The organism is Stenotrophomonas sp. P2112 (assembly GCF_041897515.1).
In the GTDB taxonomy this organism is placed as follows: domain Bacteria; phylum Pseudomonadota; class Gammaproteobacteria; order Xanthomonadales; family Xanthomonadaceae; genus Stenotrophomonas; species Stenotrophomonas sepilia.
On record NZ_CP169216.1, the window covers coordinates 575582 to 598479 of the forward strand.

The 22898-nt window shown below is 64.4% G+C and carries 22 protein-coding genes; 7 read left to right on the plus strand and 15 right to left on the minus strand.

What is annotated here, in order from left to right; all coding sequences use genetic code 11:
- Window positions 1–23: 23 nt before the first annotated feature.
- The 3 genes from ACEPA4_RS02700 (at window position 24) to ACEPA4_RS02710 (ending at window position 3776) form a co-directional block, all read left to right on the plus strand.
- A complete protein-coding gene (locus tag ACEPA4_RS02700; protein ID WP_374082987.1) occupies window positions 24–575 on the plus strand; it encodes a D-glycero-alpha-D-manno-heptose-1,7-bisphosphate 7-phosphatase in 552 nt (183 codons plus the stop codon).
- Window positions 576–651: 76 nt separating this feature from the next.
- Entirely contained in the window at window positions 652–1533 is an 882-nt protein-coding gene (locus tag ACEPA4_RS02705) for a hypothetical protein (RefSeq protein ID WP_374082988.1), read from the plus strand.
- 170 nt (window positions 1534–1703) lie between these two features.
- On the plus strand, window positions 1704–3776 hold the full coding sequence (locus ACEPA4_RS02710; protein ID WP_374082989.1) for a hypothetical protein: 2073 nt from the start codon (window positions 1704–1706) through the stop codon (window positions 3774–3776).
- Between the two features lie 75 nt (window positions 3777–3851).
- On the opposite strand, the gene ACEPA4_RS02715 is transcribed toward ACEPA4_RS02710, so the two are convergent.
- The 7 genes from ACEPA4_RS02715 to ACEPA4_RS02745 all read right to left on the minus strand — a co-directional run bounded on the left by ACEPA4_RS02715 (window position 3852) and on the right by ACEPA4_RS02745 (window position 10060).
- On the minus strand, window positions 3852–4646 hold the full coding sequence (locus tag ACEPA4_RS02715) for an acyltransferase (protein WP_374082990.1): 795 nt from the start codon (window positions 4644–4646) through the stop codon (window positions 3852–3854).
- 133 nt (window positions 4647–4779) lie between these two features.
- Window positions 4780–5178 (minus strand): GtrA family protein, encoded by a 399-nt coding sequence (locus ACEPA4_RS02720; protein WP_164688246.1) that lies wholly within the window; start codon window positions 5176–5178, stop codon window positions 4780–4782.
- The gene (locus ACEPA4_RS02725) at window positions 5175–6107 is read right to left on the minus strand and encodes a WxcM-like domain-containing protein (RefSeq protein ID WP_374082991.1); all 933 of its coding nucleotides are present in this window, start codon (window positions 6105–6107) and stop codon (window positions 5175–5177) included. The genes ACEPA4_RS02720 and ACEPA4_RS02725 overlap by 4 nt, the downstream gene beginning before the upstream one ends.
- Entirely contained in the window at window positions 6104–7063 is a 960-nt protein-coding gene (locus ACEPA4_RS02730; protein WP_374082992.1) for a glycosyltransferase family 2 protein, read from the minus strand. The genes ACEPA4_RS02725 and ACEPA4_RS02730 overlap by 4 nt, the downstream gene beginning before the upstream one ends.
- A complete protein-coding gene (locus ACEPA4_RS02735; RefSeq protein ID WP_374082993.1) occupies window positions 7048–8298 on the minus strand; it encodes a DegT/DnrJ/EryC1/StrS family aminotransferase in 1251 nt (416 codons plus the stop codon). The genes ACEPA4_RS02730 and ACEPA4_RS02735 overlap by 16 nt, the downstream gene beginning before the upstream one ends.
- A 77-nt stretch (window positions 8299–8375) precedes the next feature.
- A complete protein-coding gene (locus ACEPA4_RS02740; RefSeq protein ID WP_374082994.1) occupies window positions 8376–9314 on the minus strand; it encodes an electron transfer flavoprotein subunit alpha/FixB family protein in 939 nt (312 codons plus the stop codon).
- A complete protein-coding gene (locus ACEPA4_RS02745) occupies window positions 9314–10060 on the minus strand; it encodes an electron transfer flavoprotein subunit beta/FixA family protein (RefSeq protein WP_005415186.1) in 747 nt (248 codons plus the stop codon). Before ACEPA4_RS02745 ends, ACEPA4_RS02740 begins: the two co-directional genes overlap by 1 nt.
- A gap of 263 nt (window positions 10061–10323) precedes the next feature.
- Between ACEPA4_RS02745 and rfbB the strand changes: the two genes are divergently transcribed.
- Genes rfbB through rfbD form a run of 4 tightly spaced genes read left to right on the plus strand, consistent with a single transcriptional unit; the run spans window position 10324 to window position 13725 of the window.
- On the plus strand, window positions 10324–11379 hold the full coding sequence (rfbB, locus tag ACEPA4_RS02750; protein WP_164230063.1) for a dTDP-glucose 4,6-dehydratase: 1056 nt from the start codon (window positions 10324–10326) through the stop codon (window positions 11377–11379).
- 14 nt (window positions 11380–11393) lie between these two features.
- A complete protein-coding gene (gene rfbA / locus ACEPA4_RS02755; RefSeq protein ID WP_329953640.1) occupies window positions 11394–12281 on the plus strand; it encodes a glucose-1-phosphate thymidylyltransferase RfbA in 888 nt (295 codons plus the stop codon).
- Window positions 12278–12835 (plus strand): dTDP-4-dehydrorhamnose 3,5-epimerase, encoded by a 558-nt coding sequence (rfbC, locus tag ACEPA4_RS02760; protein ID WP_329953639.1) that lies wholly within the window; start codon window positions 12278–12280, stop codon window positions 12833–12835. Before rfbA ends, rfbC begins: the two co-directional genes overlap by 4 nt.
- The gene (rfbD, locus tag ACEPA4_RS02765; RefSeq protein WP_065186259.1) at window positions 12832–13725 is read left to right on the plus strand and encodes a dTDP-4-dehydrorhamnose reductase; all 894 of its coding nucleotides are present in this window, start codon (window positions 12832–12834) and stop codon (window positions 13723–13725) included. Before rfbC ends, rfbD begins: the two co-directional genes overlap by 4 nt.
- Before the next feature lie 103 nt (window positions 13726–13828).
- Here rfbD and ACEPA4_RS02770 read toward each other — a convergent pair whose 3' ends face one another.
- From ACEPA4_RS02770 to ACEPA4_RS02805, 8 genes are all read right to left on the minus strand, one after another.
- Complete coding sequence (locus ACEPA4_RS02770; protein WP_065179127.1) at window positions 13829–15232, minus strand: mannose-1-phosphate guanylyltransferase/mannose-6-phosphate isomerase; 1404 nt, start codon at window positions 15230–15232, stop codon at window positions 13829–13831.
- Window positions 15233–15243: 11 nt separating this feature from the next.
- A complete protein-coding gene (locus tag ACEPA4_RS02775) occupies window positions 15244–16590 on the minus strand; it encodes a phosphomannomutase (protein ID WP_111126832.1) in 1347 nt (448 codons plus the stop codon).
- Window positions 16591–16678: 88 nt separating this feature from the next.
- Window positions 16679–17071, minus strand: a complete 393-nt coding sequence (locus ACEPA4_RS02780) for a GtrA family protein (protein ID WP_139726710.1) — start codon at window positions 17069–17071, stop codon at window positions 16679–16681.
- Window positions 17068–18354: an NAD(P)/FAD-dependent oxidoreductase gene (locus ACEPA4_RS02785; RefSeq protein WP_374082995.1), complete on the minus strand. Its 1287-nt coding sequence runs from the start codon at window positions 18352–18354 to the stop codon at window positions 17068–17070. The genes ACEPA4_RS02780 and ACEPA4_RS02785 overlap by 4 nt, the downstream gene beginning before the upstream one ends.
- A 2-nt stretch (window positions 18355–18356) precedes the next feature.
- Window positions 18357–19316, minus strand: a complete 960-nt coding sequence (locus tag ACEPA4_RS02790; protein WP_204324509.1) for an NAD(P)-dependent oxidoreductase — start codon at window positions 19314–19316, stop codon at window positions 18357–18359.
- Window positions 19313–20050, minus strand: coding sequence for an SDR family oxidoreductase (locus ACEPA4_RS02795; RefSeq protein WP_053505585.1), 738 nt, complete (start codon window positions 20048–20050; stop codon window positions 19313–19315). The genes ACEPA4_RS02790 and ACEPA4_RS02795 overlap by 4 nt, the downstream gene beginning before the upstream one ends.
- A 2-nt stretch (window positions 20051–20052) precedes the next feature.
- Entirely contained in the window at window positions 20053–21357 is a 1305-nt protein-coding gene (locus ACEPA4_RS02800; RefSeq protein ID WP_262089948.1) for an FAD-binding oxidoreductase, read from the minus strand.
- The gene (locus ACEPA4_RS02805) at window positions 21357–22745 is read right to left on the minus strand and encodes a UbiA family prenyltransferase (protein ID WP_065179131.1); all 1389 of its coding nucleotides are present in this window, start codon (window positions 22743–22745) and stop codon (window positions 21357–21359) included. The genes ACEPA4_RS02800 and ACEPA4_RS02805 overlap by 1 nt, the downstream gene beginning before the upstream one ends.
- Window positions 22746–22898: the final 153 nt, after the last annotated feature.

Below are 22898 nucleotides of genomic sequence, written 5' to 3' on the forward strand. Positions count from 1 at the left end.
CCGGGCTGGTGGAGGGGGGGCGAATGACCGATCAGGCTGCCGGGCGGGTGCTGTTTCTTGACCGTGATGGCGTCATCAACGTCAATCTCGGCTATGTGCACACGCCTGAACAGACTCGATGGGTGCCGGGTATCTTCGAGCTCTGCGCAACGGCGCAGGCCCGCGGCTACGCGCTGGTCATTGCTACAAATCAGGCCGGCATTGCACGGGGCTACTACGACATTCCCGCGTTCGAAGCCTACACGCATTGGATGCATGCGCAGTTCGCCCAGCGCGGCATCGCTATCGCCGCCACGCTGTATTGTCCGCACCATCCGCAGGCAGGATTAGGGCCGTACACCACGGAGTGCGGCTGTCGGAAGCCGGCGCCGGGCATGTTCCTGGAGGCGGCGCGGCGTTATCCGATCGACCTCGGCCGGTCACTTCTGGTAGGGGACAAAATCAGCGACATGCGGGCTGGGCATGCGGCCGGACTGGGTGGTTTATTCCTGCTGTCAGGTGATACGGGCGATGGAATACTGCCCAGAACTGTGATGCTCGTCCCCGATCTGGCCGCTGTGCTTCAGTACTTATAGACAGTGCCTGCGGAATACCCAGTCATCTTTCCCATGCCTGTTAGGATGCTTCTATCAGCCTGGGAAGGAGAGGTCCGTGGCGCGATTTACTTCTGTAGCGATGCAGGGCGATTGTCTGTTGTGTTCTTCACCGGCAATGCTCTACCGCGTGGTCGATGGTGTTCAGTATTTTGAATGCCCGCAGTGCGACTTCATGTTTGCGGACCCGGAATTGATCGCTTCCATCGACGCTGGAGATTCTCCACGCGAATATGATGAGGAGTACTGGCGATCCGAACTGCAATCGGCAAGGGAGCGCTCCTATGGATCGTCGCTGGCCCGCCTTGGCGAGGCGCTGTTGTACTGCTCGGTACCTGTGCAGAAGTTCATCGATATAGGTACTGGTCCCGGCTTCCTGCTCGACGCGGTAGAGTGTTATTTGCCCGCAAGCTCCAGTCGCTTCTTTGGCGTGGAGAAGTTTCCGCCTGAGCCTGAACTGCGTTCCCGCCATGCCAATTACGTGTGCGCTGATCTTGGGGACATGGGTATGTCTTTCGAGTGCGGCGTGTGCGTGGAGGTGTTAGAACACCTGACCCCGGCCATGGCCAGATCCCTGGCTGAATCGCTGCGCAAAGTGGCCGTGCCTGGTTCGCTGTTTCTGTTCAACACCGGCTTGACCAGTTACGTGCGCGATGAGGATCCAGGCTACCTCGATCCATTTCGTCGCGGCCATATAACCGTCTGGTCGGTTACCGCTGCGCGCCAGGTCTTCGAGCCGCAGGGCTTTAGCGTGCTGCCACTGGCCGGCAAGAGCTGGGCATTTGTGGTCGAGATTCCCTGCGAGGGGGCACGACAAGAGATGCCTTTGCACGACAGAATCTGGAATGCACCGCAGGCCAACATCGACCTGCTGACAGATAGCAGCATGGGCACGGTCATGCACATTCTCGCCCGGGAAAGCGCAAGGGCCTATCGTTGAGCTGATCCGGCGGGTCAGAGGGTTTCCAGAGGCGAGGGTTGTACGGCCGTGGCAGGGCGCTGCTGTAGAATGCGTTCATTGTTGTCGCGGGCCGATGAACCGTGATGGAGAGGGAAGCCTTGAAGCCCAATAGATTCAGATCCATCCTTGCTGGCTGTATCCCTTTGCTGGTGCTGGCGATCATCAACTACGCCACGTTCGCCCGACACTATCGTGGGAAAGCGACGTTCCCTTGGGACTTCCTAGGGGGCTACCATGCCCAGGCATTCGGGTGGTTCGACGCGGGCAGCATATTTGCGCCTCCGACCTGGCTGCCTTGGTCGGACATGGGCTTCCCTGCGTTCCTGGCCATTCAGTCCGGTGCCTGGTACCTGCCACTGGCACTGCTTGATGCCGCCGGCGTCACCTACACGATCCATGTCGCGACCCTGGTGCAGGTGCTGCACGTGCTCTTCGGTGCTGTTGGCGCCTACTGTCTGGGGCGCACTCTTGGTTGGGGAAAGCTGGTCGCGCTGTTTGCCGCCATTGTCTACCACTACAGCTCTACCTTCTACTCCAACCAACAGCATGTAGATATCGTTCGTGCGGTCGCGTGGATGCCTTGGCTGCTCCTGTCGCTCCATCCGGCGATGTTGCGCAGGAAGATATGGGGGCCACTCTTTTCTGCGGTGGTGCTCTCCCAGCTGCTGATCTCGGGCTATCCAGGAAACATCATTTCGAGCGCATACGCCTGTGCTATCTGGGTGCTGTCGTGCCTGTTCGCCAGGCAGCAACCAGGAGAACTGAAGAGTTACATCCTCAAGGTGGCTGTGGCAGTGATCGGCGGCACGCTGATGTCGATGCCGAAATGGCTGCCGGTCGCCATGTACAGCGGCTCGGGATTGGGGATGGATCCCGTGGTGCCCACGCCCATCATGGCTCATCATCTGCTGACCATGATCATGCCATACCAGTTTGACGGGCTGTCGAACGATCTGACCATGCGCGCGTTGTGGTTGCCGATGGCGGCTCTGTGGGGCATTGCATTTGCCAGGATGCGGGACAGGCTGGTACTGACAGGCCTGGGGTTTATCGCACTGGCGCTTGTGATGGGCTTTGTTGTGCCGCGTCTTGAGTTGCTCCAGCAACTGTTGCCTGGCGCTCGCATGAGCCGGTTCCCCGTCTCTGATTGGCGGCCCGTGCTTCACTTGGGTGTCATTTTGGTGGGAGCGTCGGGCTGGAAGCGGCTATTCGACCAGCAGCTTCCCCTTCTGCGTACCATTTTGGGCGCCTTCTGCGCACTTGCGATTATTGGTCTTCTCGTCATCGTCGCTATTCGCTTCGGTTATCCGGCATCGATGCTGCCGCGAGTTCTGGCAGGGCTGTTTGTCCTGATGGCGTTGAGCGTGTTCGCCGGTCTCAGCCAACACGGTGTCATCCAGCTTAAGAGCTTGCGTTCCTTGGCACCTGTGCTCCTGCTGATCTTCACTGCCCTGGATGGCTACGCCTACTACCGCAGCCAGCCTTCGACATGGCGTCCGTCGTGGAACAAAGCCGCTGAGCAGGACTCATTCGGTGGTGAATTCGATGGATTCATCGCCCAGCAGCGGGAGGGAGAACTCAAGCGACGTCCAGCGCGGTATCAGCTTGGCGAGAACGCCGCCGATGCGCTGATTCACAAGGACAACACAAGGTACAACCGCTGCTGGTATGCGCACAGTTTCTGTACGTTCGGCTATAACAATCTGCGGCTGTCAGAGCCGCACCGGAAGTTCAGCGAGGCCGTTGGCGGTGAGGGCGGCGACCAGCTGGCCGCGTTTGCAGCACGCCCGCAGCAGCTGTTGATCTTGGCAGACAACGCAAGTGATAGGGTTCCGGAGCTTAATTTGCCGCAGGATGCACCTCTGTTCGGCGACGGCGATGGGGTGAACGTTGAGTTTGTTGCCTATGGCAGTGACGCGGTCGACTATCGCATCGCTACGCTGCGCAAGCACCGGGTGGTCGAGAATGAGATCTGGTGGCCTGGCTGGATGGTGTCGCTATGCAATGATCAGGGATGCCGCGCCGAAAGCCCAGCAGTCCCCACGAGTCAGGCACTCCGCTCGTGGGAGGTGCCGCCCGGCAATTGGACCGTCAAGCTTCGCTACCATTCGCCGTCCGTGCTTCCAGCCTATTTGTGCGTCTTCATCGGACTGCTGATGGCTGTAGGCGGCGGGTTTGTACGACCACGGCGTAAGACCAAGACCGTCATCGAGAGCGCGTAGACGCTTCAGTCACGCAGCGACAGCATTGAATGGACCACGCCACCGATGGTGGCGTGGTCTTTTTCTGCGGGTGGTTTACTCCGCGGACTGGCCGGCCCTCGCGCCCACCCACTGCTCGTAGCCCACGCCCTGCCACGGCATGCCGCGGTCAAAGGTCTCGCGCCACGGGTACACCGGGGTGCCGTCGAACTTCGACTTGATATCGCGCACGCTCGCCACCTGCTTGCCTGGATTGCCGACGATGACGGCCTCGGCCGGCACGTCTGAACGCACCAGCGAGGATGCCCCGACCAGCGCATCCTTGCCGATGGTCACGCCCGGCAGTACCACGCTCATGGTGGCGACGACGGCGAACTCTTCGATGGTCACACCAACCAGCGTGCTCGACGGCGGGTGCGGATCGTTGGTGAGGACCACGTACGGGAAGATCCAGACGTAGTCCTTGATGGTGCTCTTGTGGCCAACGTGCACGTTGCTGTGCAGGCGCACGTAGTTGCCGATGTCGCAGTGGCCCTGGATGTCCGACAGAGTGCCGATGCGTACGTGGTGGCCGATGTTGGCTCTTTCGCGGATCGTGACCCGGTGACCGGTCTCGAAATGATCGCCGAAGGTACTGCCGGCATACACGATGGTGCCGGAACGGATCAGTGAGTTGTTGCCGATCGACAGTACCGGATTGACGTACGCGTCGCGCTCGGAGTGGATGGCCACGTTCGGCTCACCGATGATGCAGTCCGGGCCGATGAAGGTGTCATCGCCGATCACGACGTTGTCGTAGACGATCGTGCGAGCGCCGACGGTAACGTTCTGGCCGAGGCTGACGTTCTCACCGATGAGAGCGGTGGGGTGGATGCCGAAGTAGTTCTTCATGGTTGTGTCCCTGGGCTCTGGATGGTTGCCTTCTGCCGCCGCAGCAATACAGACACAGCGGTAGAAGATTCTGGAGATTCTCGCATGTAAGGACAGCTCCGAATCGGGCGCGGCGCCGACGACTACCTGGTGATCAATTGCGCTGTGCGGGCGTGTGGCTGCCTGCCAGTACCAGCTTGGAAAGCAGGTAAGTCAGTGGCAAGGTGGCGCAGATCGAGATGAACGGTGCAAGCCGCGCATCCACTCCGAAGCGGGACACCGAGAGATCCAGAACCACCGCGCCTGCGAGATACGTGGCGAGGTAGACCAGAGGAAACAGGATGACCTTGCGTAGACTGTAGTTGGTCCGGAACACGAACTTGGTGTTGATCACGTAGCTGAGCAGGATGCCGGCTACGAAGCTGATCGCGTAGGCGATGCGGTACTCAACGACCAGCAACAGCAGCCAGTACAGGACGAAGGTGCTGCCGGTATTGAGCGCACCACCTGCCAGGAATCGGACGATGGTTGGCAGGGATGCGCGCAGGCTCACGCTTTGGCCGCGGAGGTCAGGGCGATGAACTCATCGTAGTGCCGGATGTATTCGTCCGAGTCGTATTCTTCCGAGGCGAACACCAAGAGTACGGCTCCCGGCGAATACTGGTACTGGGTGCCCCAGATCATCGGCGGCAGATGCAGGCCGACGCTTGGCGAGTCCAAGGTGAATTCTTCGCGACGGGTACCATCGTCAGCCAGCACGCGTACGCTGCCTTTGACGCAGATCAGGAACTGATGGCAGATGCGATGCGCATGCTCGCCACGCGTTTCCTGGCTGGGTACGTCGAAGACGAGGAAGTAGCGCTTGGGTTGGAAGGGCAGGTCATTGGAGAACTCACCCACCGACAACGCGCCACGCAGGTCCTGGTAGCGCGGCAGCTTGTGCAGCTTTACCCCTGACACGCTGCTGTGTGGTGTTTCATCGCTGGATACTGCAGTCGGGCGGGTCTGCGTCTTGCCATCGGCGACGTAGCCGACGATGCGGGCTGGGTTGCCCACCACGATGGCATTGGGTGGAACCGAGCGGGTGATTACCGCGCCGGCACCAACCATGGCACCGCTGCCGATGCGCACGCCCGGCAGCAGGGTCGCATTGGCGCCGATCGAAGCGCCTGCTTCGACCACCGTCTCCGGGAAGCCGTCCAGATGCTGGCCGGAGCGCGGAAAGCGGTCGTTGGTGAACGTGGCGTTGGGGCCCACAAATACGTCATCGCCGAGGCGCGTGCCATTCCACAGCTGGACGCCCGACTTCACGGTGACCCGGTTGCCGACCACGACATCGTCTTCAACGAACACGCCATCGCAGATGTTGCAGTCTTCGCCGATCACTGCACCGGGGAGTACATGGACAAATGCCCAGATCCTAGTGCCGTCGCCGATCCGGTCGGATTCACAGAGTGCATTGGGATGGCAGTAGAAGCTCATGGGTGACGTTCCGGGAAGGTTTCAAGCGACTGCAGGATGGAGAGCGGGCGTGCCTTGGTGTTCTCGAAGGTCCGCCATGCGTAGGCACCCACTACGCCCAGGCCGAGCGAGTTGAGTGCGCCGAAGAACAGAATGGTCACCATCGTTCCAGCATAGCCCGGCACCGCCACCAGCCCGGAGAGCTTGGCGGCCAGGATCAGGACGGACAGCCCAATGGCAGCGATCAGGGCAAGCGTGCCGATGGCCATCAGCAGGCGCACCGGCAGGTCGGTGAAAGCGAAGACGCTGTCGGACAGGTAGCGCAGCTTCTTTTTCAGCGTCCAGGCACTTTTGCCGTGTTCCCGGCGGAGCCTCTGGTAGGGCACGAAGGCGCGTCGCCCACCCAGCCAGAACAGCTGTGCCAGCAGACTGGTATTGCTTTCCTTCAGTAGAAGCAGGCGATCACGCATCTCCGAGGTTACCGCGAAGATGTCCACGCCACCCTTGGGGATGTCCGGCATCACAAAGCGCCGGTACAGCGACCAGAAGGTTCCCGAGGCGACTTTGGAAAGGCCTGGGTCCTCGCGCGACTCACGCACGCCCATGGCGATATCCTTGTCGCCCGCCAGAAGTGCTTTGAACAGATCGATCACCAGTGCCGGCGGTTCCTGCAGATCGGCTGCCATCACGGCGATGATCGATCCCCTGGCGTGTTCAAGGCCGACCCGGATCGCCGAGAATGCGCCGAAGTTGCGTGACAGCGCGATCAGCTGGGCATCGAATCCTGCCGTAGGAAGCTGCTCGCGCAGGCGCGCATAGCTCTGGTCAGGGCTGCCGTCGACGACGAATACCGTCTCGAATGCGACGCCTGCCTCCTGCTTGATCGATGCAAGTGCGGCGATCAGTGGCGCGATCGAGCCTTCATTGCCGTAAACCGGGACAACGACGGTCAGCGAGGGGCTCAGAAGCGGTTGCATGCGTCGATGACTCGATCGATTTCGGCATCCGTCAGTTCGGGGAAGCACGGCAGGGTGAGCACGGTGGTGCAGTCCAGCTCGGTCTGCGGCAACGTGACGTGGTCGAATCGACCCGCGTGGCAGGGCTGCTTGTGATCGGCGATGGGGTAATGCACGTCGGTCTGGATGCCGTTGTCGGTCAGGTGCTGCTGCAGCGCGGTGCGTTCTTCGGTGCGTATGACATACAGGTGCGCAACGTAGTCCTGACCGGCGCTGGCATTGGTACGAATTTTGGGGTTGCGGATGCCAGCGGCGTAGCGCTCGGCAACGCTCCGGCGATTCTGGTTCCACTGGTCCAGATGCGGGAGCATCAGCAGCAGCATGCTGGCCTGGATCTCATCCAGGCGGCTGTTGCGGCCACCCGCCAGCCCGTTGGTGTACTTCTGCGTCCAGCCGTACTGGCGCAGCATGCGGACGCGATCAGCCAGGTCGGTGCGACCGGTGACTACTGCACCGCCATCGCCCAGCGCGCCGAGGTTCTTGGTTGGGTAGAAACTGAAGCTGGCGATATCACCGAACGAGCCGGCCATGCCGCTTCCGTTGTGGGCGCCATGCGCCTGCGCGCAGTCTTCTACCAGGCCAACGCCGCGCGCCTTGCACAGGGCCGCGATGGCCTCGATGTCGGCCAGCTGGCCGTACAGATGAGTGACGATGACAGCCTTGATGCTGCCGTCAGTCAGAGCTGCCTCCAGCTTGGACGGATCCATCGTCGCGCTGTCGGCGCTGATGTCGATGAAGACCGGCTCTGCACCGCAGGCCAGCACCGCCGAGGTGCCGTACATCGCCGCGTTCGCCACGACCGCAACGCGGTCCGCGCTGCCGACCTCCAGTGCGCGTAACGACAGCTCCAGCGCGTCGGTGCCGTTGGCGACGCTGATGCAGTGCTCGACGCCGCAATATGCGGCGAAGGCCGCTTCGAAAGCACGGACGTTCGGGCCCAGCACGTAATAACCACTTCCCACCACTTCGGTGGCGGCTGCCGCGAGGGCATCCTTCAGCGGCTCGATATGACGGGAAAGGGAATTGACAGGAATGGCTTCAAGCGTCATTGAAATGGATTCTGCTGTGGTAGAAGTCATTGGAAGCAAAGTTCCAAGCGCGCTTCGAGTAAGTGCGCCGGCAGCGGGCTGCCGGGGCTGGGCAATACCATGCCGATTGTAACCATTCCTGAGGCGATGGCTTGAGCGGCAGCCCATTCCACGCCTTGGCTCATGCCGGTGGGATCACCTCCGGCAAAACGTCGCCATCCGGCAGCGAATGGCGACGTTCGGTCTTACAGCGCCGCTTCCAGCTCCGGCAGGATCGCAAACAGATCCCCCACCAACCCAATATCGGCAATTTCAAAGATCGGCGAATCCGGATCCTTGTTGATTGCCACGATCGTACCGGCGTCCTTGATGCCGGTCAGATGCTGGATCGCACCGCTGATGCCCACCGCCACATACAGCTCCGGGGCGATGATCTTGCCGGTCTGGCCGACCTGCAGGTCGCTGGGCACGTAGCCGGCATCGACCGCGGCACGCGAGGCACCCACGGCGGCACCGAGCTTGTCGGCCAGCTGGAAGATCACCTTGAAGTTCTCTTCCGAACCGACGCCACGGCCACCGGAGACCACGCGCTTGGCGCTCTGCAGGTCCGGGCGGTCGCTGGCACCCGCGGCGAGGCCGACGAAGCGGGTGTGGGTCGGCAGGGCAGCATCGACGCTGGCCGCTTCGATGGCGGCGCTGCCGCCCTGGGCGGCTTCCGGCCACGAGGCGGCACGCACGGTGGCGACCACGATCTGGTCGGCCGGGACTTCAACGGTGATGATCGCGTTGCCGGCGTAGATCGGGCGCTTGAAGGTATGGCTGCCTTCAACGGTCATCAGGTCGGAGACCTGGTTGACGCCCAGCAGCGCGGCCACGCACGGCATCAGGTCCTTGCCGAAAGTGGTCGATGGGCCGAACACGTGGGTGTAGCCCTTGGCCAGCTGCGCGATCTGCGGCGCCAGCACCTGGGCGATGGGCTGCGCGTTGGCGGCGTTGGCCACGGTCAGGACCTTGGCGACGCCACTGATCTTCGCGGCCTCGGCGGCGACGGCGGCCGGATCGGCGGCCAGCACCACGACATCGATGCTGGCACCGCCGATGGCGGCGGCAGCGCTGACGGTCTTGGCGGTGGCGGCGTTGAGCTTGCCGTCGTGGTGCTCGGCGATGACGAGAATCTTGCTCATTACAGCAGCCCCTTCTGCTTGAGTGCGGCCACCAGTTCGGCCGCGTCCTTGACCATCACACCCTTGCTGCGCTTGGACGGTGCGGCGTACTGGGTGGTCTTGAAGGTGTCGGCGGCTTCAACGCCGAGGTCGGCCAGCTGCAGGGTTTCCAGCGGCTTGGCCTTGGCCTTCATGATGTCCGGCAGCTTGATGAAGCGCGGCTCGTTCAGGCGCAGGTCGGTGGTGACCACCGCCGGCAGATCGACTTCCAGCGTTTCCAGGCCGGCGTCGACTTCGCGGGTCACCGTGGCCTTGCCGTCGGCAATGTCCAGCTTGCTGGCGAAGGTCGCCTGCGGGCGGCCCCACAGCGTGGCCAGCATCTGGCCGGTCTGGTTGGCGTCGTCGTCGATGGCCTGCTTGCCGAGGATCACCAGGTCCGGCTGTTCCTTCTCGATCAGCTTGAGCAGGGTCCGTGCGGCGGTCAGCGGCTGGATGGCCTGGTCGGTGACCACATGGATGGCGCGGTTGGCGCCCATGGCCAGGCCGTTGCGCAGGTGCGCCTGGGCATCTGCGGGGGCAATGGTGGCAACCACGACTTCGCTGGCGATGCCCTTGTCGCGCAGGCGCAGGGCTTCTTCCAGGGCGATTTCATCGAAGGGGTTGGGGGACAGCTTGACGCCGTCGGTGACCACGCCGGAACCGTCCGGCTTGACCTGAATGCGGACGTTATAGTCCACCACGCGCTTGTACGCGACGAGGATTTTCATCTGGTACGGGGTCCTTCAATAACGGAGAGAACGTCCGGTCCTCGCACAGCAACCGGTTCGGGGGTGGGATCCCGATTCTAGCTGGCTTGGGGCGACCATGCGAATGCGTATGGTTATGCTGCGCTGCGGCATGGCTCGCGTGAATCCAGTGCGTCGTTCACGTCACGCAGGCAGTCGTGAAGACGAACCACATGTATCCTGTGCTGCTGTGCTGGGGTGCTTCATGGCACCCCTTGGATGAATTTCGATCAGGAGAACAAGTAGTGCCCACATGGCTTGTCACCGGCGGTGCCGGATTCATTGGCGGTAACTTTGTTCTCGAAGCGGTCGCCCGTGGCATCAAGGTCATCAACCTCGACGCGCTGACCTACGCCGGCAACCTGAAGACCCTGTCCAGCCTGGACGGCAACCCGAACCACGAATTCGTGCAGGGTGACATCGGCGACAGCGCTCTGGTGACCCGCCTGCTGGCCGAACACCAGCCCGACGCCGTACTGAATTTCGCCGCTGAGAGCCACGTGGACCGTTCCATCGACGGCCCGGGTGCGTTCATCCAGACCAACGTGGTGGGCACCCTGGGCCTGCTGGAAGCGGTCCGTGACTACTGGAAGGCGCTGCCGGCCGAACAGGGCGCGGCCTTCCGCTTCCTGCACGTGTCCACCGACGAGGTGTACGGCACCCTGGGCGAGACCGGCAAGTTCAGCGAAACCACCCCGTATGCCCCGAATTCGCCGTACTCGGCGTCGAAGGCCGCTTCGGACCACCTGGTGCGTGCCTTCCACCACACCTACGGGTTGCCGGTACTGACGACCAATTGCTCCAACAACTACGGCCCGTACCACTTCCCCGAGAAGCTGATCCCGCTGGTGATCGCCAAGGCGCTGGCCGGCGAGCCGCTGCCGGTGTACGGCGATGGCAAGCAGGTGCGTGACTGGCTGTTCGTGTCCGATCACTGCGAAGCGATCCGCACCGTGCTGGCCAAGGGCCAGGTCGGCGAGACTTACAACGTCGGCGGCAATTCGGAAAAGCAGAACATCGAAGTAGTGCAGGCCATCTGCGCGTTGCTGGACCAGCGCCGTCCGCGCGAAGACGGCCAGCCGCGCAGCAGCCAGATCACCTATGTCACTGACCGCCCCGGCCATGACCGCCGCTATGCGATCGATGCGTCCAAGCTGAAGAACGATCTGGGCTGGGAACCGGCCTACACCTTCGAGCAGGGCATCGCCTTCACCGTCGACTGGTACCTGGACAACCAGGACTGGGTCAACGGCGTGCTGGACGGCAGCTACCGTCTGCAGCGCATCGGCACTGCGGCCTGAATCCTGGAGACGACATGACGCAGCGTAAAGGCATCATTCTGGCTGGTGGCTCCGGCACCCGGCTGTATCCGATCACCAAGGGCGTCAGCAAGCAGCTGCTGCCGGTGTACGACAAGCCGATGATCTACTACCCGCTCAGCGTGCTGATGCTGGCGGGCATCCGCGAAGTGCTGATCATCAACACCCCGCACGAGCAGGCGCTGTTCCAGCAGTTGCTGGGCGACGGCTCGCAGTGGGGCATGGACATCCAGTACGCGGTGCAGCCGAGTCCGGACGGCCTGGCGCAGGCCTACCTGATCGGCCGTGATTTCGTCGCCGGCAAGCCGAGCTGCCTGGTGCTGGGCGACAACATCTTCCACGGCCATGGCCTGCGCGACGTACTCAAGCGCGCCGATGAGCGCGTGGAAGGCTCCACGGTGTTCGGTTACTGGGTCAATGACCCGGAGCGCTATGGCGTGGCCGAGTTCGACAAGAGTGGCAAGGTCATCGACCTGGTCGAGAAGCCGGAGAAACCGCGCTCGAACTACGCAGTGACCGGCCTGTACTTCTACGACGGCAATGCCAGCGCGCATGCGGCCGAACTCAAGCCGTCGCCGCGTGGTGAGCTGGAAATCACCGATCTCAACAAGCGCTACCTGGCCGAAGGCAACCTGCATCTGGAAGCGCTGGGCCGTGGCTACGCCTGGCTGGACACCGGTACTCATCAGTCGCTGCTGGAGGCGTCCAACTTCATCGAGACCATCCAGACCCGCCAGGGCCTGCAGGTCTGCTGCCCGGAGGAAATTGCGTTCGGCCAGGGCTGGATCAACGCCGAGCAGCTGGAAGCACTGGCTGCACCACTGATCAAGAATGGCTACGGCCAGTACCTGCACACGCTGGCCCAGCGCGGAGTGGTTCCGTGAAAGTAATCGAGACGTCACTGCCGGGATGCCGGGTCATCGAGCCGGCGGTGTTCGGCGACGAACGTGGCTTCTTCTACGAAACCTGGAACGCCGAGCGCTTCGCTGCATTGGGCCTGCCGGAGCGCTTCGTGCAGAGCAATGTCTCCACCTCTGCCAAGGGCGTGCTGCGCGGCCTGCATTACCAGTGGCCGCGCCCGCAGGGCAAGCTGGTGACCGTGCTGGAGGGCGAGGTCTACGACGTCGCTGTGGATATCCGGCGCGGCTCGCCCACCTTCGGCCAGTGGGAGGCGGTGGTGCTGAGCGCGGAAAACAAAAAGCAGTTCTGGATTCCCGAAGGCTTCGCCCACGGATTCGCCGTGCTGTCCGAGCGCGCTCTGTTCAGCTATCTGTGCACGGATGTCTACGTCAAGGAGGTCGATGCGGGTATCCGCTGGAACGACGCTGACATCGCCGTGGACTGGCCGGTCAGTGCCCCGACCTTGTCGGCCAAGGACGAGAACGCGCCATTCCTGAAGGACATTGCTGAAGACCGCCTGCCGGTCTACGTGCCATGACCGTGCTGGTGTTCGGTGGCAATGGCCAGGTCGGCCAGGAGCTGCTGCGCGCGCTGGTGCCGCTGGGCAAGGTGGTCGCGACTACCCGCAGCGGCCAGCTGCCGGACGGCAGTGCGTGCGAAACGGCCGACTTCGGCCAGCCCGACAGCCTGCCGGCACTGCTGGATCGCGTGCAGCCGTCGCTGGTGGTCAATGCCGCGGCCTACACGGCGGTGGATCGTGCCGAACAGGATGCGGACGCTGCGTTCGCTGCCAACGCGCAGGCACCGGGCGTGATCGCGCGCTGGTGTGCGGCGCACGGCGTGCCGTTCGTGCATTACTCCACCGACTACGTGTTCGATGGCCAGGGCAGCGCCCCCTACCGCGAGGACGAGCCGACCGCGCCACTGGGCGTGTATGGCACCAGCAAGCGCGATGGCGAGGACGCGGTGCGTGCGGCCGGTGGCCGCCATCTGATTTTCCGCACGGCGTGGGTGTATGCCTCGCACGGCGCGAACTTCCTGCGCACCATGCTGCGCGTCGGGGCCGAACGCGATGCGTTGCGGGTGGTGGCCGACCAGATCGGCACGCCAACGCCGGCCGCGCTGATCGCTGATGTCACCTTGCAGGCGCTGCAGCATCCGGAGCAGCTGTCCGGGACCTGGCACCTGACCGCCAGCGGCCAGACCAGCTGGCATGGGTTCGCCGAAGCGATCTTCGCCGAGGCATTGGCCAGCGGCGTGTTGGCCAAGGTGCCGACGGTCGAGGCGATTCCCAGTTCCGAGTATCCGACCCCGGCCAAGCGCCCGGCCTGGTCGGTGCTGGACAACCGCAAGCTGCAGCAGGATTTCGGCATCGTGCTGCCGACCTGGCAGGATGGCCTGAAGCGGGTGATGGCGGAGATTGCCTGATGGCCGTAGCGCCGGGCCATGCCCGGCGATGCAGCGCGGCCGGGCCGATCAGGAACGGGTCAGAGCCCGCTGCGCAGCAACGGGTTCCGACCCCGGGCAAACCTCAGCTGCGCCCGTAGGTATCCTCGAAGCGCACGATGTCATCCTCGCCGAGGTAGCTGCCGGACTGCACTTCGATCAGTTCCAGCGGCAGCTTGCCCGGGTTGCGCAGGCGGTGGGTTACGCCCAGCGGAATGTAGGTGCTCTGGTTCTCGCTGAGCAGGATCACTTCATCGCCACGGGTCACCTCGGCGGTGCCGCTGACCACGATCCAGTGCTCGGCGCGATGGTGGTGCATCTGCAGGCTCAGCGTGCCGCCGGGCTTGACCGTGATCCGCTTGACCTGGAAGCGCTCGCCGTTGTCGATCGAATCGTAGGCGCCCCACGGGCGATAGACCTTGCGGTGCCAGGTGGCCTCGCTGCGGCCTTCGGCCTTGAGCTGTGCCACCACGGTCTTGACCTCCTGCATGCGGTCGGCCTTGCCCACCAGCACCGCATCGTCGGTCTCGACCACGATCACGTCATCGAGGCCGACCATGGCCACCAGGCGCTGGCCGTAGGCATAGGTATTGCGGCAGTCGATGGCGATCACGTCGCCCTGGTGCGCGTTGCCATCGCCGTCCTGCTGCGAGACGTCGCGCAGGGCAGTCCACGAACCGACATCGTTCCAGCCCGCATCCAATGGAATCACCACCGCATCGGCGGTCTTCTCCATCACCGCGTAGTCGATCGAATCGGACGGAACGGCAGTGAAGGCGTCCTTGTCCAGGCGGGTGAAGTCGGCATCTCGGCGCGCCTGCTGCCAGGCCTGGCGGCTGCCAGCCAGCATCGCGGGCTGGAAGCGTTCCAGTTCCTGCAGGTAGCGCGAGGCCTTGAACAGGAACATGCCACTGTTCCAGTAGTACTGGCCGCTGCTGACGTAGCCGGTCGCGGTATCCAGGTCCGGCTTCTCGACGAAGCGCTCGACCGCACGCAGGCCCTGGCCATCGGCGGCCTTGATGTAGCCGTAGCCGGTTTCCGGCCCGGTCGGCACGATGCCGAAGGTCACCAGCTTGCCGGCCTCGGCAGCGCCGGCCGCCGCCTGCACGGCGCTGCGGAACGCAGTCTCGTTGGTGATCACGTGATCGGACGGCAACACCAGCAGCAGGGCGTCGGCACCGTCGCGGGTGGCCTCCAGCGCGGCCACCGCGATCGCCGGGGCCGTGTTGCGGCCGACCGGCTCGAGGATGATCGCGGCCGGCTCGGCGCCAACCTGCTGCAGCTGCTCGGCGGCGACGAAGCGATGCTCTTCGTTGGCGATCACCAGCGGTCCGCGCGCGGCGATCGGCGCCACGCGCTTCCAGGTGGCCTGCAGCATCGTCAGTTCACCCGCCAGCGGCAGGAACTGCTTCGGGTACGCCTCGCGCGACAGCGGCCACAGGCGGGTACCGGATCCACCGGACAGGATGACGGGCTGGATGCTGCTCATGCGTTCCTCGGTTACTGCTGGATGAGGCGGGAGATGTCGTCGGTGCGCGCCTGCATCAGCGCGGCATCACCACGGGCTTCAACATTCAGGCGCAGCAGTGGCTCGGTGTTGGAGCTGCGCAGGTTGAAGCGCCAGTCGCCGAAGTCGGCACTGATGCCGTCGGTGTGGTCCAGCGTGGGCGACTGCGCCGCGAAGTGCTCCATCACGCGTGCGACGGCCGCCTTGGCATCGCTGACCTTGAAATTGATTTCGCCGCTGCACGGGTAGGCCGCCATGCGGTCTTCCACCCAGTCGGCCAGCGAGCGCCCGCTTTCAGAGACCAGCTGGGCGATCAGCAGCCACGGGATCATGCCCGAGTCGGCATAGGCGAACTCGCGGAAATAGTGGTGGGCGCTCATCTCGCCGCCGTACACCGCATCTTCGGCGCGCATCTTTTCCTTGATGAAGGCGTGGCCGCTCTTGCACTGCACCGGTACGCCGCCGGCCTGCTCGACCATGTCCACGGTGTTCCAGACCAGGCGCGGGTCATGCACGACCTTGCCGCCGGGGGTGCGCGCCAGGATTGCCTTGGCCAGCAGGCCGACCAGGTAGTAGCCCTCGATGAAGCGGCCGGTGTGGTCGAAGAAGAAGCAACGGTCGAAGTCACCATCCCAGGCAATGCCGAAATCGGCGCCGTGTTCGCGCACCGCGTCGGCAGTGGCGGCGCGGTTCTCCGGCAGCAGCGGGTTGGGAATGCCGTTGGGGAAGCTGCCGTCCGGTTCGTGGCAGATGCGGATGAATTCGAACGGCAGGTGCGGTGCCAGCAGGTCGACGATGGCACCGGCGCCGCCGTTGCCGGCGTTGACCACCAGCTTCAGTGGGCGCAGCTTGCCAGCATCGACATAGCTCAGCAGATGCTGGATATACGCGCTCTTGTCGTGCCGGGCGCTCTGCGCGGCACGCGGCGGTTGCGCCTCGGACGTGTCGGCGGCGACCGCATCGGAAATCGCGAACAGGCCGGTATCGGAGCTGATCGGCCGCGCGTTCTCCTTGACCAGCTTCATGCCGTTGTAGTCCATCGGGTTGTGGCTGGCGGTGACCATCACGCCGCCGGCCGCGCCCAGGTGGTCGGTCTGGAAATAGACTTCTTCCGTGCCACACAGGCCGATGTCGATCACCTCGCGCCCGGTACCGCGCAGGCCTGCGGCCAGTGCATCCTGCAGCGCGGGGCTGGTCAGGCGCACGTCGTGGCCCAGTACCACCGGGCCCGGTGCAAGCTGCGCCGCCAGCGCCACGCCGATGCGGCGGGCCAGATCTTCGTTCAGTTCTTCCGGCACGCGGCCGCGGATGTCATAGGCCTTGAAGGCGGGCAGGGGCATCGATCGGGATCCTGGGTGAGGTCAGCGCCGTAGTTTACGGCCATGGATGTGTGGGAAGCGTTTTCCGCAAACGGCACCCCGGGAGCAGTCATCGGAACGACAGGTACTTGTGGCCGAAGTAGCTGGACACCACCGGCACCGCCACACCTACCACGTGGGCGATTTCCAGGCGCAGCAGGTCCACGCCCAGCCATGGCAGCAGGTGGTAGGCCAGGACGGTGGAAACCAGCCAGGTCTGGGCCACCGCGAACAGGTTGACCAGCACGAAGTAGAACGCCGAGTGGTGCAGGGGGCGTGTGCTGCCGGAAAACACCAACCAGCGGGTCAGCACGAAGGCGGTAACCATGCCGGTGAGGTAGGCGGCGATGATCGCCGGGGTGAACGGCATCCAGTGGCTGTACAGCATGCGCGACAGGATGTTGGCCAGCGCAGCGATGCCGCCGGCCAGCAGGAACAGCAGGAACGGGCGGGACAGGGTCACGCCACCGCCTCGCGGGCCATGGCGCGTCCGAAGCCGATGCTCTCGGAGATGCCGCGGTCTTCGGGGTAGTAGTGCGAGGTATCGGCCACCCACAGTCCTTCCACCGGCAGCCGGCGCGGCGGCAGCCGGTCGAGGAAGCCCGGTTCGCAGATTGGCTGCGCGTGGCGGTAGCGGCTGACCCGCACGTCGATGAAGTCATCTGAGCCCAGCTGCGGATTGATCATGCACAGGTAGCGGCGCACCTTGTCGGCGAACACGTCGTCGCTGTCGCCATAACGCTCGTGCTCGCCGGGCATGTAGAACGGCACGTAGACGATATGGGCATCCATCGGGCGCAGGTTGGTGTACTCGACGATGCCGGGGATGTCCATGTCCGGGTCGTTGGTGTTGACCCAGAAGTTGGCCGAGACCGGCCTGCGCAGCTTGGCGATCACGCAGACCACCGCAATGTTGTTCAAGGCGCGGAACTTCGCCAGGATGGACTCCGGCAGGTCCGGCGCCAGGCGTGGCACGAACGGCAGCGGTACCGTGGAAATGACCTTGTCGAAGGTCAGATGCTCGCCGCCGACCTGGACACCGCGTACGCGGCCGTCCTCGATCACGATGCGTTGCACCGGGCTGGACAGCCGCACCTCGCCACCATGGCGCAGGATGTCCGCATGCAGGGCATCGAGCAGGGTGGATGAACCGCCTTCCAGATACCCGAGCTTTTCGCGCATCAGGCTGTAACGGGAGCGCCCGATGCGCCGGATCCGGCTCCAGATCCAGGCCGCGGACAGGTTGCCGGCATAGTCGTAGAACTTGTAGTCGAACAACCGGCGCCACAGCGTTTCGTAGGCTTCGGCGCCAACCCAGCGGCGGATCCAGGAGGAGGCTTCAACGTGGTCCAGCGGGCGCCAGTTGTTGCGACGCGTGCACAGGAAAGCATGCAGGCCGTAACGGATCTTCGCCATCATCCCCAGGCCCCTGAAGCGCAGCAGGGCGATCGGATTGCCCCATGGCTGCAGGCGCTTGCCGAACCAGTAGCCCATGCGGGTCTCGGTCCAGCGCATGCGTTCGCCCAGCCCCAGCTCGTCGAGCACGGTCAGGAAATCGTGATCGGAGGTGCAATGGAAATGGTAGTAGCGTTCGATCGGCATGCCGCCGAAGTCGAAGCTCGCGGTCATTCCGCCAACCCGGTCATCGGCTTCGAATACCACGGGCTGATGGCCGTCGCGGGCCAGCTGGTAGGCCACGGCAAGGCCCATCGGGCCGGCGCCGAGAACGGCGATGCGCTCGCTCATGATCAGAACTCCAGGGCGATGTCGCCGTACTCGGGGTCGTTGAAGGTGGCGTCGATGGCCTGCGCGAAGGGCGTCGGCCGTACGTTGAAGATCGAAGGCCAGTCGATGACTTCGAACTCATCATGGGCCACCAGTGCCTGCAGCTGCGCCGCGGTGAACGGTGGGTCGCGGTCGAACAGCGCCCAGGTCCTCAGCAGCAGGTGGAACAGGCGGTAGGGGATGTGCAGCAGCAGGGTGCGGGCACGCGTGCTGCGCTTGATCTGGCGGATGATGTCGATGTAATCGACCTTCTCCAGGCCGGTGATGTTGTAGCGCTGGCCAGCAATGCGCGAGCGCAGGCAGCTGGCGATGATGGTGGCGAAATCGCCGGCATACAGTGGCTGGCGCATGTAGCGTCCATCGCCAGGAATCGGAAATACCGGAACCCTGCGCATGAAGCGCGACAGCCATCCCAGGTGCTTGCGGTCGAACCAGCCGAACATCAGGGTCGGGCGCAGGATGACCGCAGGGATGCCGCGCGCGGCGACCCGTTGCTCCTGCTCACGCTTGGTGCGGGTGTAGTCGTCATCGGCCACCGAACAGACCACCGAGGAGCTGACGTGCACCGTGTAGGGCACGGCGTGACGCTCGATGGCATCGAGGATGAGGTCGGTGGCAGTGATGTTGTTGCGCACGAATGGCAGAGGATCGGTGCCGCCGATCTGCGCCTGCAGCATCACCACGGCGTCGGCACCAGCGAAATGGCGCTCCCAGGTGCCCGGCTCTGCCAGGTCGGCGTGTTCGGTCACCACATCCGGATGCAGACGCGCGAGTACCTCGAGATTGGCAGCGTGCTTGTCGATCACCACCAGTCGGCGGTAGCCCTGGCGCTTGAGGATGGCGACCAGGTTCTGGCCGACCAGGCCGGCACCACCGGGAATGATGATCTTCTGCTCCAGCTCGGAGTCCGTTGCAGTGCTCACAGCGAGATCCTGTTGAACAGGGCCTGCGGCAGCAGGCGGATCACCGTCATGATCAACCGCCAGAAGCCCGGGGCATACAGCACCGGGGTGCCGCGCCCGATGCCGGCGACGATGCGGCGCGCGACCTGGTCCGGCGTTGCCCACAATGGGCCCTTGCGCAGGTGGGCCGTCATCGGCGTGTCGACGAAGCCCGGACGAATGTCGACCACCGCCACGCCCTGCTTGGCCAGGCGTTGGCGCAGGCCACTCAGGTAGGTACTGACCGCAGCCTTGGCGGCGCCGTAGACGTAGTTGCTCTGGCGGCCGCGGTCGCCGGCCACCGAAGTGATCACCGCCAGCGTGCCGCTGCCGGCGTCGGCCAGCCGATTGGCCACAGGCCCCAGCAAGGCCAGCGTCGAGCTGCCGTTGGTGGCGAACTCGGCCATGCAGGTTTCCACCGAGGCCTCACACGCTGCCTGATCGGGCAGCGTGCCATGTGCAACCAGCACCACGTCCACCCGCCCCAGCGCCTGCCAGGCCTGCGCCAGCAGCTCGGCGTGGGCGGCCAGATCGTTGATGTCCATCGAAGAAGTGTGCGTGGCGCGTGCACCGCGCACGCGCAGGTCGTCGGCGATGGCGGCGAGCCGTTCGGAACGGCGAGCAACCAGGAACAGCGCCGCGCCGCGTGCGGCATAGCGCCGTCCGACGGCTTCGGCGATCGCGGACGTGGCGCCGATGATGAGGACGTTCTGCATGCTTACTCCGTCACCCGGCGCCAGAAGCCGGACGAGAAACGTGGATCGATGAATCGGCTGAAGTCCTGCCAGCGCGGGTACGCCTGCTGGAATGAGGCGGCGGTCATCCGCGCATCCTTGGCCGGGTACTGGGCACCGTCGGCGGCATCGACGATCTGGTCCAGGCGCCGCAGCAGGGCCCACAGTGCCTCGCCGGTATTGGGGAAGTCCAGGGCCAGGGTGGTACCCGGGCGCGGAAAGGACAACATGCCAAGGGACGGCCGCGTACCGAACTGCTTGAGCACCGCCAGGAACGACCCCTGGCCACTGCGGGCGATTTCCTGCAGCAGGGCGGGAACTCCATCCGCGGCCGCGTGCGGTGGCAGCACGCACTGGTACTGCACGAAGCCAGCCGGACCATACATCCGGTTCCACTGGCTGATGCCATCAAGCGGATAGAAAAAGGGCAACAGGTGTGAGACGTGGCGCCGGCGTTGCGCCGGCTGGCGCCAGTAATAGAGCGTATTGAACGGGCGCAGAGTGAGCCGGTTGACCAGTGATATCGGTGGTATCAGCGGCATCGACCACTGCCGCCGGGGCGTGGCTGGACGTTCGTCGGCCGGCTGCGCGGCATGGTTGGCACGGGTGAAATGCCCGCGGCCGAGGGCGTGGCCACGTGCCAGGCAGTCGATCCAGGCCACGCTGTACTCGTGGCTTTCGCTGCTGTCCTGTGACAGCGCAAAAAAATCTGCCAGGCTGGAGAAACGGATGGTCTCCACCTCCAGACAGCTGCCCGGCACGCGGCGCAGCAGCAGCTCGGCGTGGGTGATCACTCCGGTCAGGCCAAGCCCACCGAGGGTGGCTTCGAACCAGCCGTCGCCATTGCCAGGACGGCACACGTGGCGTTCGCCGTCGCTGCGCAGCAGCTCGAAGGACAGCACGTGGTGACCGAAGCTGCCGGCCAGATGATGATTCTTGCCATGCACATCATTGCCGATCGCACCGCCCACGGTGACGTGACGCGTGCCTGGGGTAACCGGAAGGAACCAGCCTTGCGGCAGAACGAGCGCGATGATCTCACCCAAGGTGACGCCAGCTTCGCACTGCAGCCGTCCGCTGGCCGGGTCAAAGGCGATGAAGCGGTCCAGACCGCGACAGTCGAGCAGGGTGGCCCCCGGATTCTGGCAGCTGTCGCCATAGCTGCGTCCGTTACCATGCGGCAACGCAGTGCCCTCGAAGGTTGGCAGCGTGGCGAGCCGATCGTGCACCCTGATCAGCGACTGTGGCGCGCGCGGATACCGCCCCCAGGAATGCGCGTCGGCCCGCATCAGATCGCCACCAGGGCAAACCCGGCGCACAGCACGGCCACCACCTGGCTGGGCCGATCCGTGGCGGCAAACACGATCGGGTCATCGTGCATGTTGCCGCGATGGGCGATCACCCAGGCGCGGCTGACCCAGTACAGCAGGACCGGGCAGATGAACCACAGCAGCTTCGGGTTGCGGTACAGCTCCACGCTATCGGGGCTGTTGATGTACAGCGCCATCACCAGCACGGCGCAATAGCCGGCGGCAGCGCCCAGCGACTGCAGCAGCGGCAGGTCTTCCACGCCGTAGCCACGGCCGTTGGCGCGGGTCTTGCCACGTGCCAGCACCGCGTGCAGTTCGGTATAGCGCTTGAGCAGAGCCAGCGAGAGGAAAATGAACATGCTGAAGGCCAGCAGCCAGAACGACAGTTCCGCACCGATGGCCACGGTTCCGCCGATGATGCGCAGGGTGTAGAGGCTGGCCAGCAGCACCACGTCGAGCATGACGATGCGCTTCAGCCGCAACGAATAGGCGACGGTCAGCACGTAGTAGCCCGCCAGCACTGCGGCGAATGCCGGGCCGCAGGCCAGTGCAACGGCCAGCCCGCACAGCGTCAGCAGCGGGCCCGCAATCAGGCCGTGCAGCAGCGGCAAGCGGCCGGCAGCAAAAGGGCGATGGCGCTTGCGCGGATGGCGGCGATCTGCATCAAGGTCGAGCAGGTCGTTGAGTACATAGACGCCGGAGGCGCACAGGCTGAAGGCCGCAAAGGCCAGCAGCGCATCGGCCACTGCCGGTGCTTCCAGGAAGCGGTGGGCGGTCAACAGCGGAACGAACACCAGCAGGTTCTTCAGCCACTGGTGCGGACGCAGTGCCTTCAACCACGCCTGCGGCCTGGACGGTGCAGGCCAGTGCCCCAGTACCTGCGTGCGTTGCGCTGCGGCGCCCGCCAGTGCGCTGCCGTTGTTGACCACCCAGGCACCTGCAGCGCGGGCCCAGACCACCAGATCGACCGTGCCATTGCCGGCGTAGTCGAAACCACGCTCGCCGAAGGCATCCACCAGGGCCTGTGCCTTGTGCGTGCCGGACAGGTTGCGCTGGCCATCGCTGGCGATCACCTGCTCGAACAGGCCCAGGTGTGCGGCGATCGGCGCGACCAGCAGCTGGTCCGAGGCGGTACACAGCACCCGCGGGCGCTGCGCCGTGTCGCGCAGCAGTTCCAGAACTTTCGGGTTGTAAGGCAGGCGGCGTGGATCGATGGTGACGCGTGCAGCGATCTGCCGCTTCAGTGCGGCCTTGCCCTGCAGCAGCCAGAACGGCAGCAGGAACAGGTACAGCGGATTGCGCGCCAACAGCACCAGCAGCGATTCATACAGGAGGTCCGTGTCCAGCAGCGTGCCATCCAGGTCCACGCACAGGGCGCGGTCGTGGGCTGCAGGAGAGGGGGCAGGAGGCGCTGGGGGCATCGTTCGCGGGCTGACGCGGCGGGATCGTCCATTGTATCCGCGTTGGGGCATGGGCCAGAAAGCGGCATCCCGGCCCCGGGCCGCTGCATCCGCGCGGTT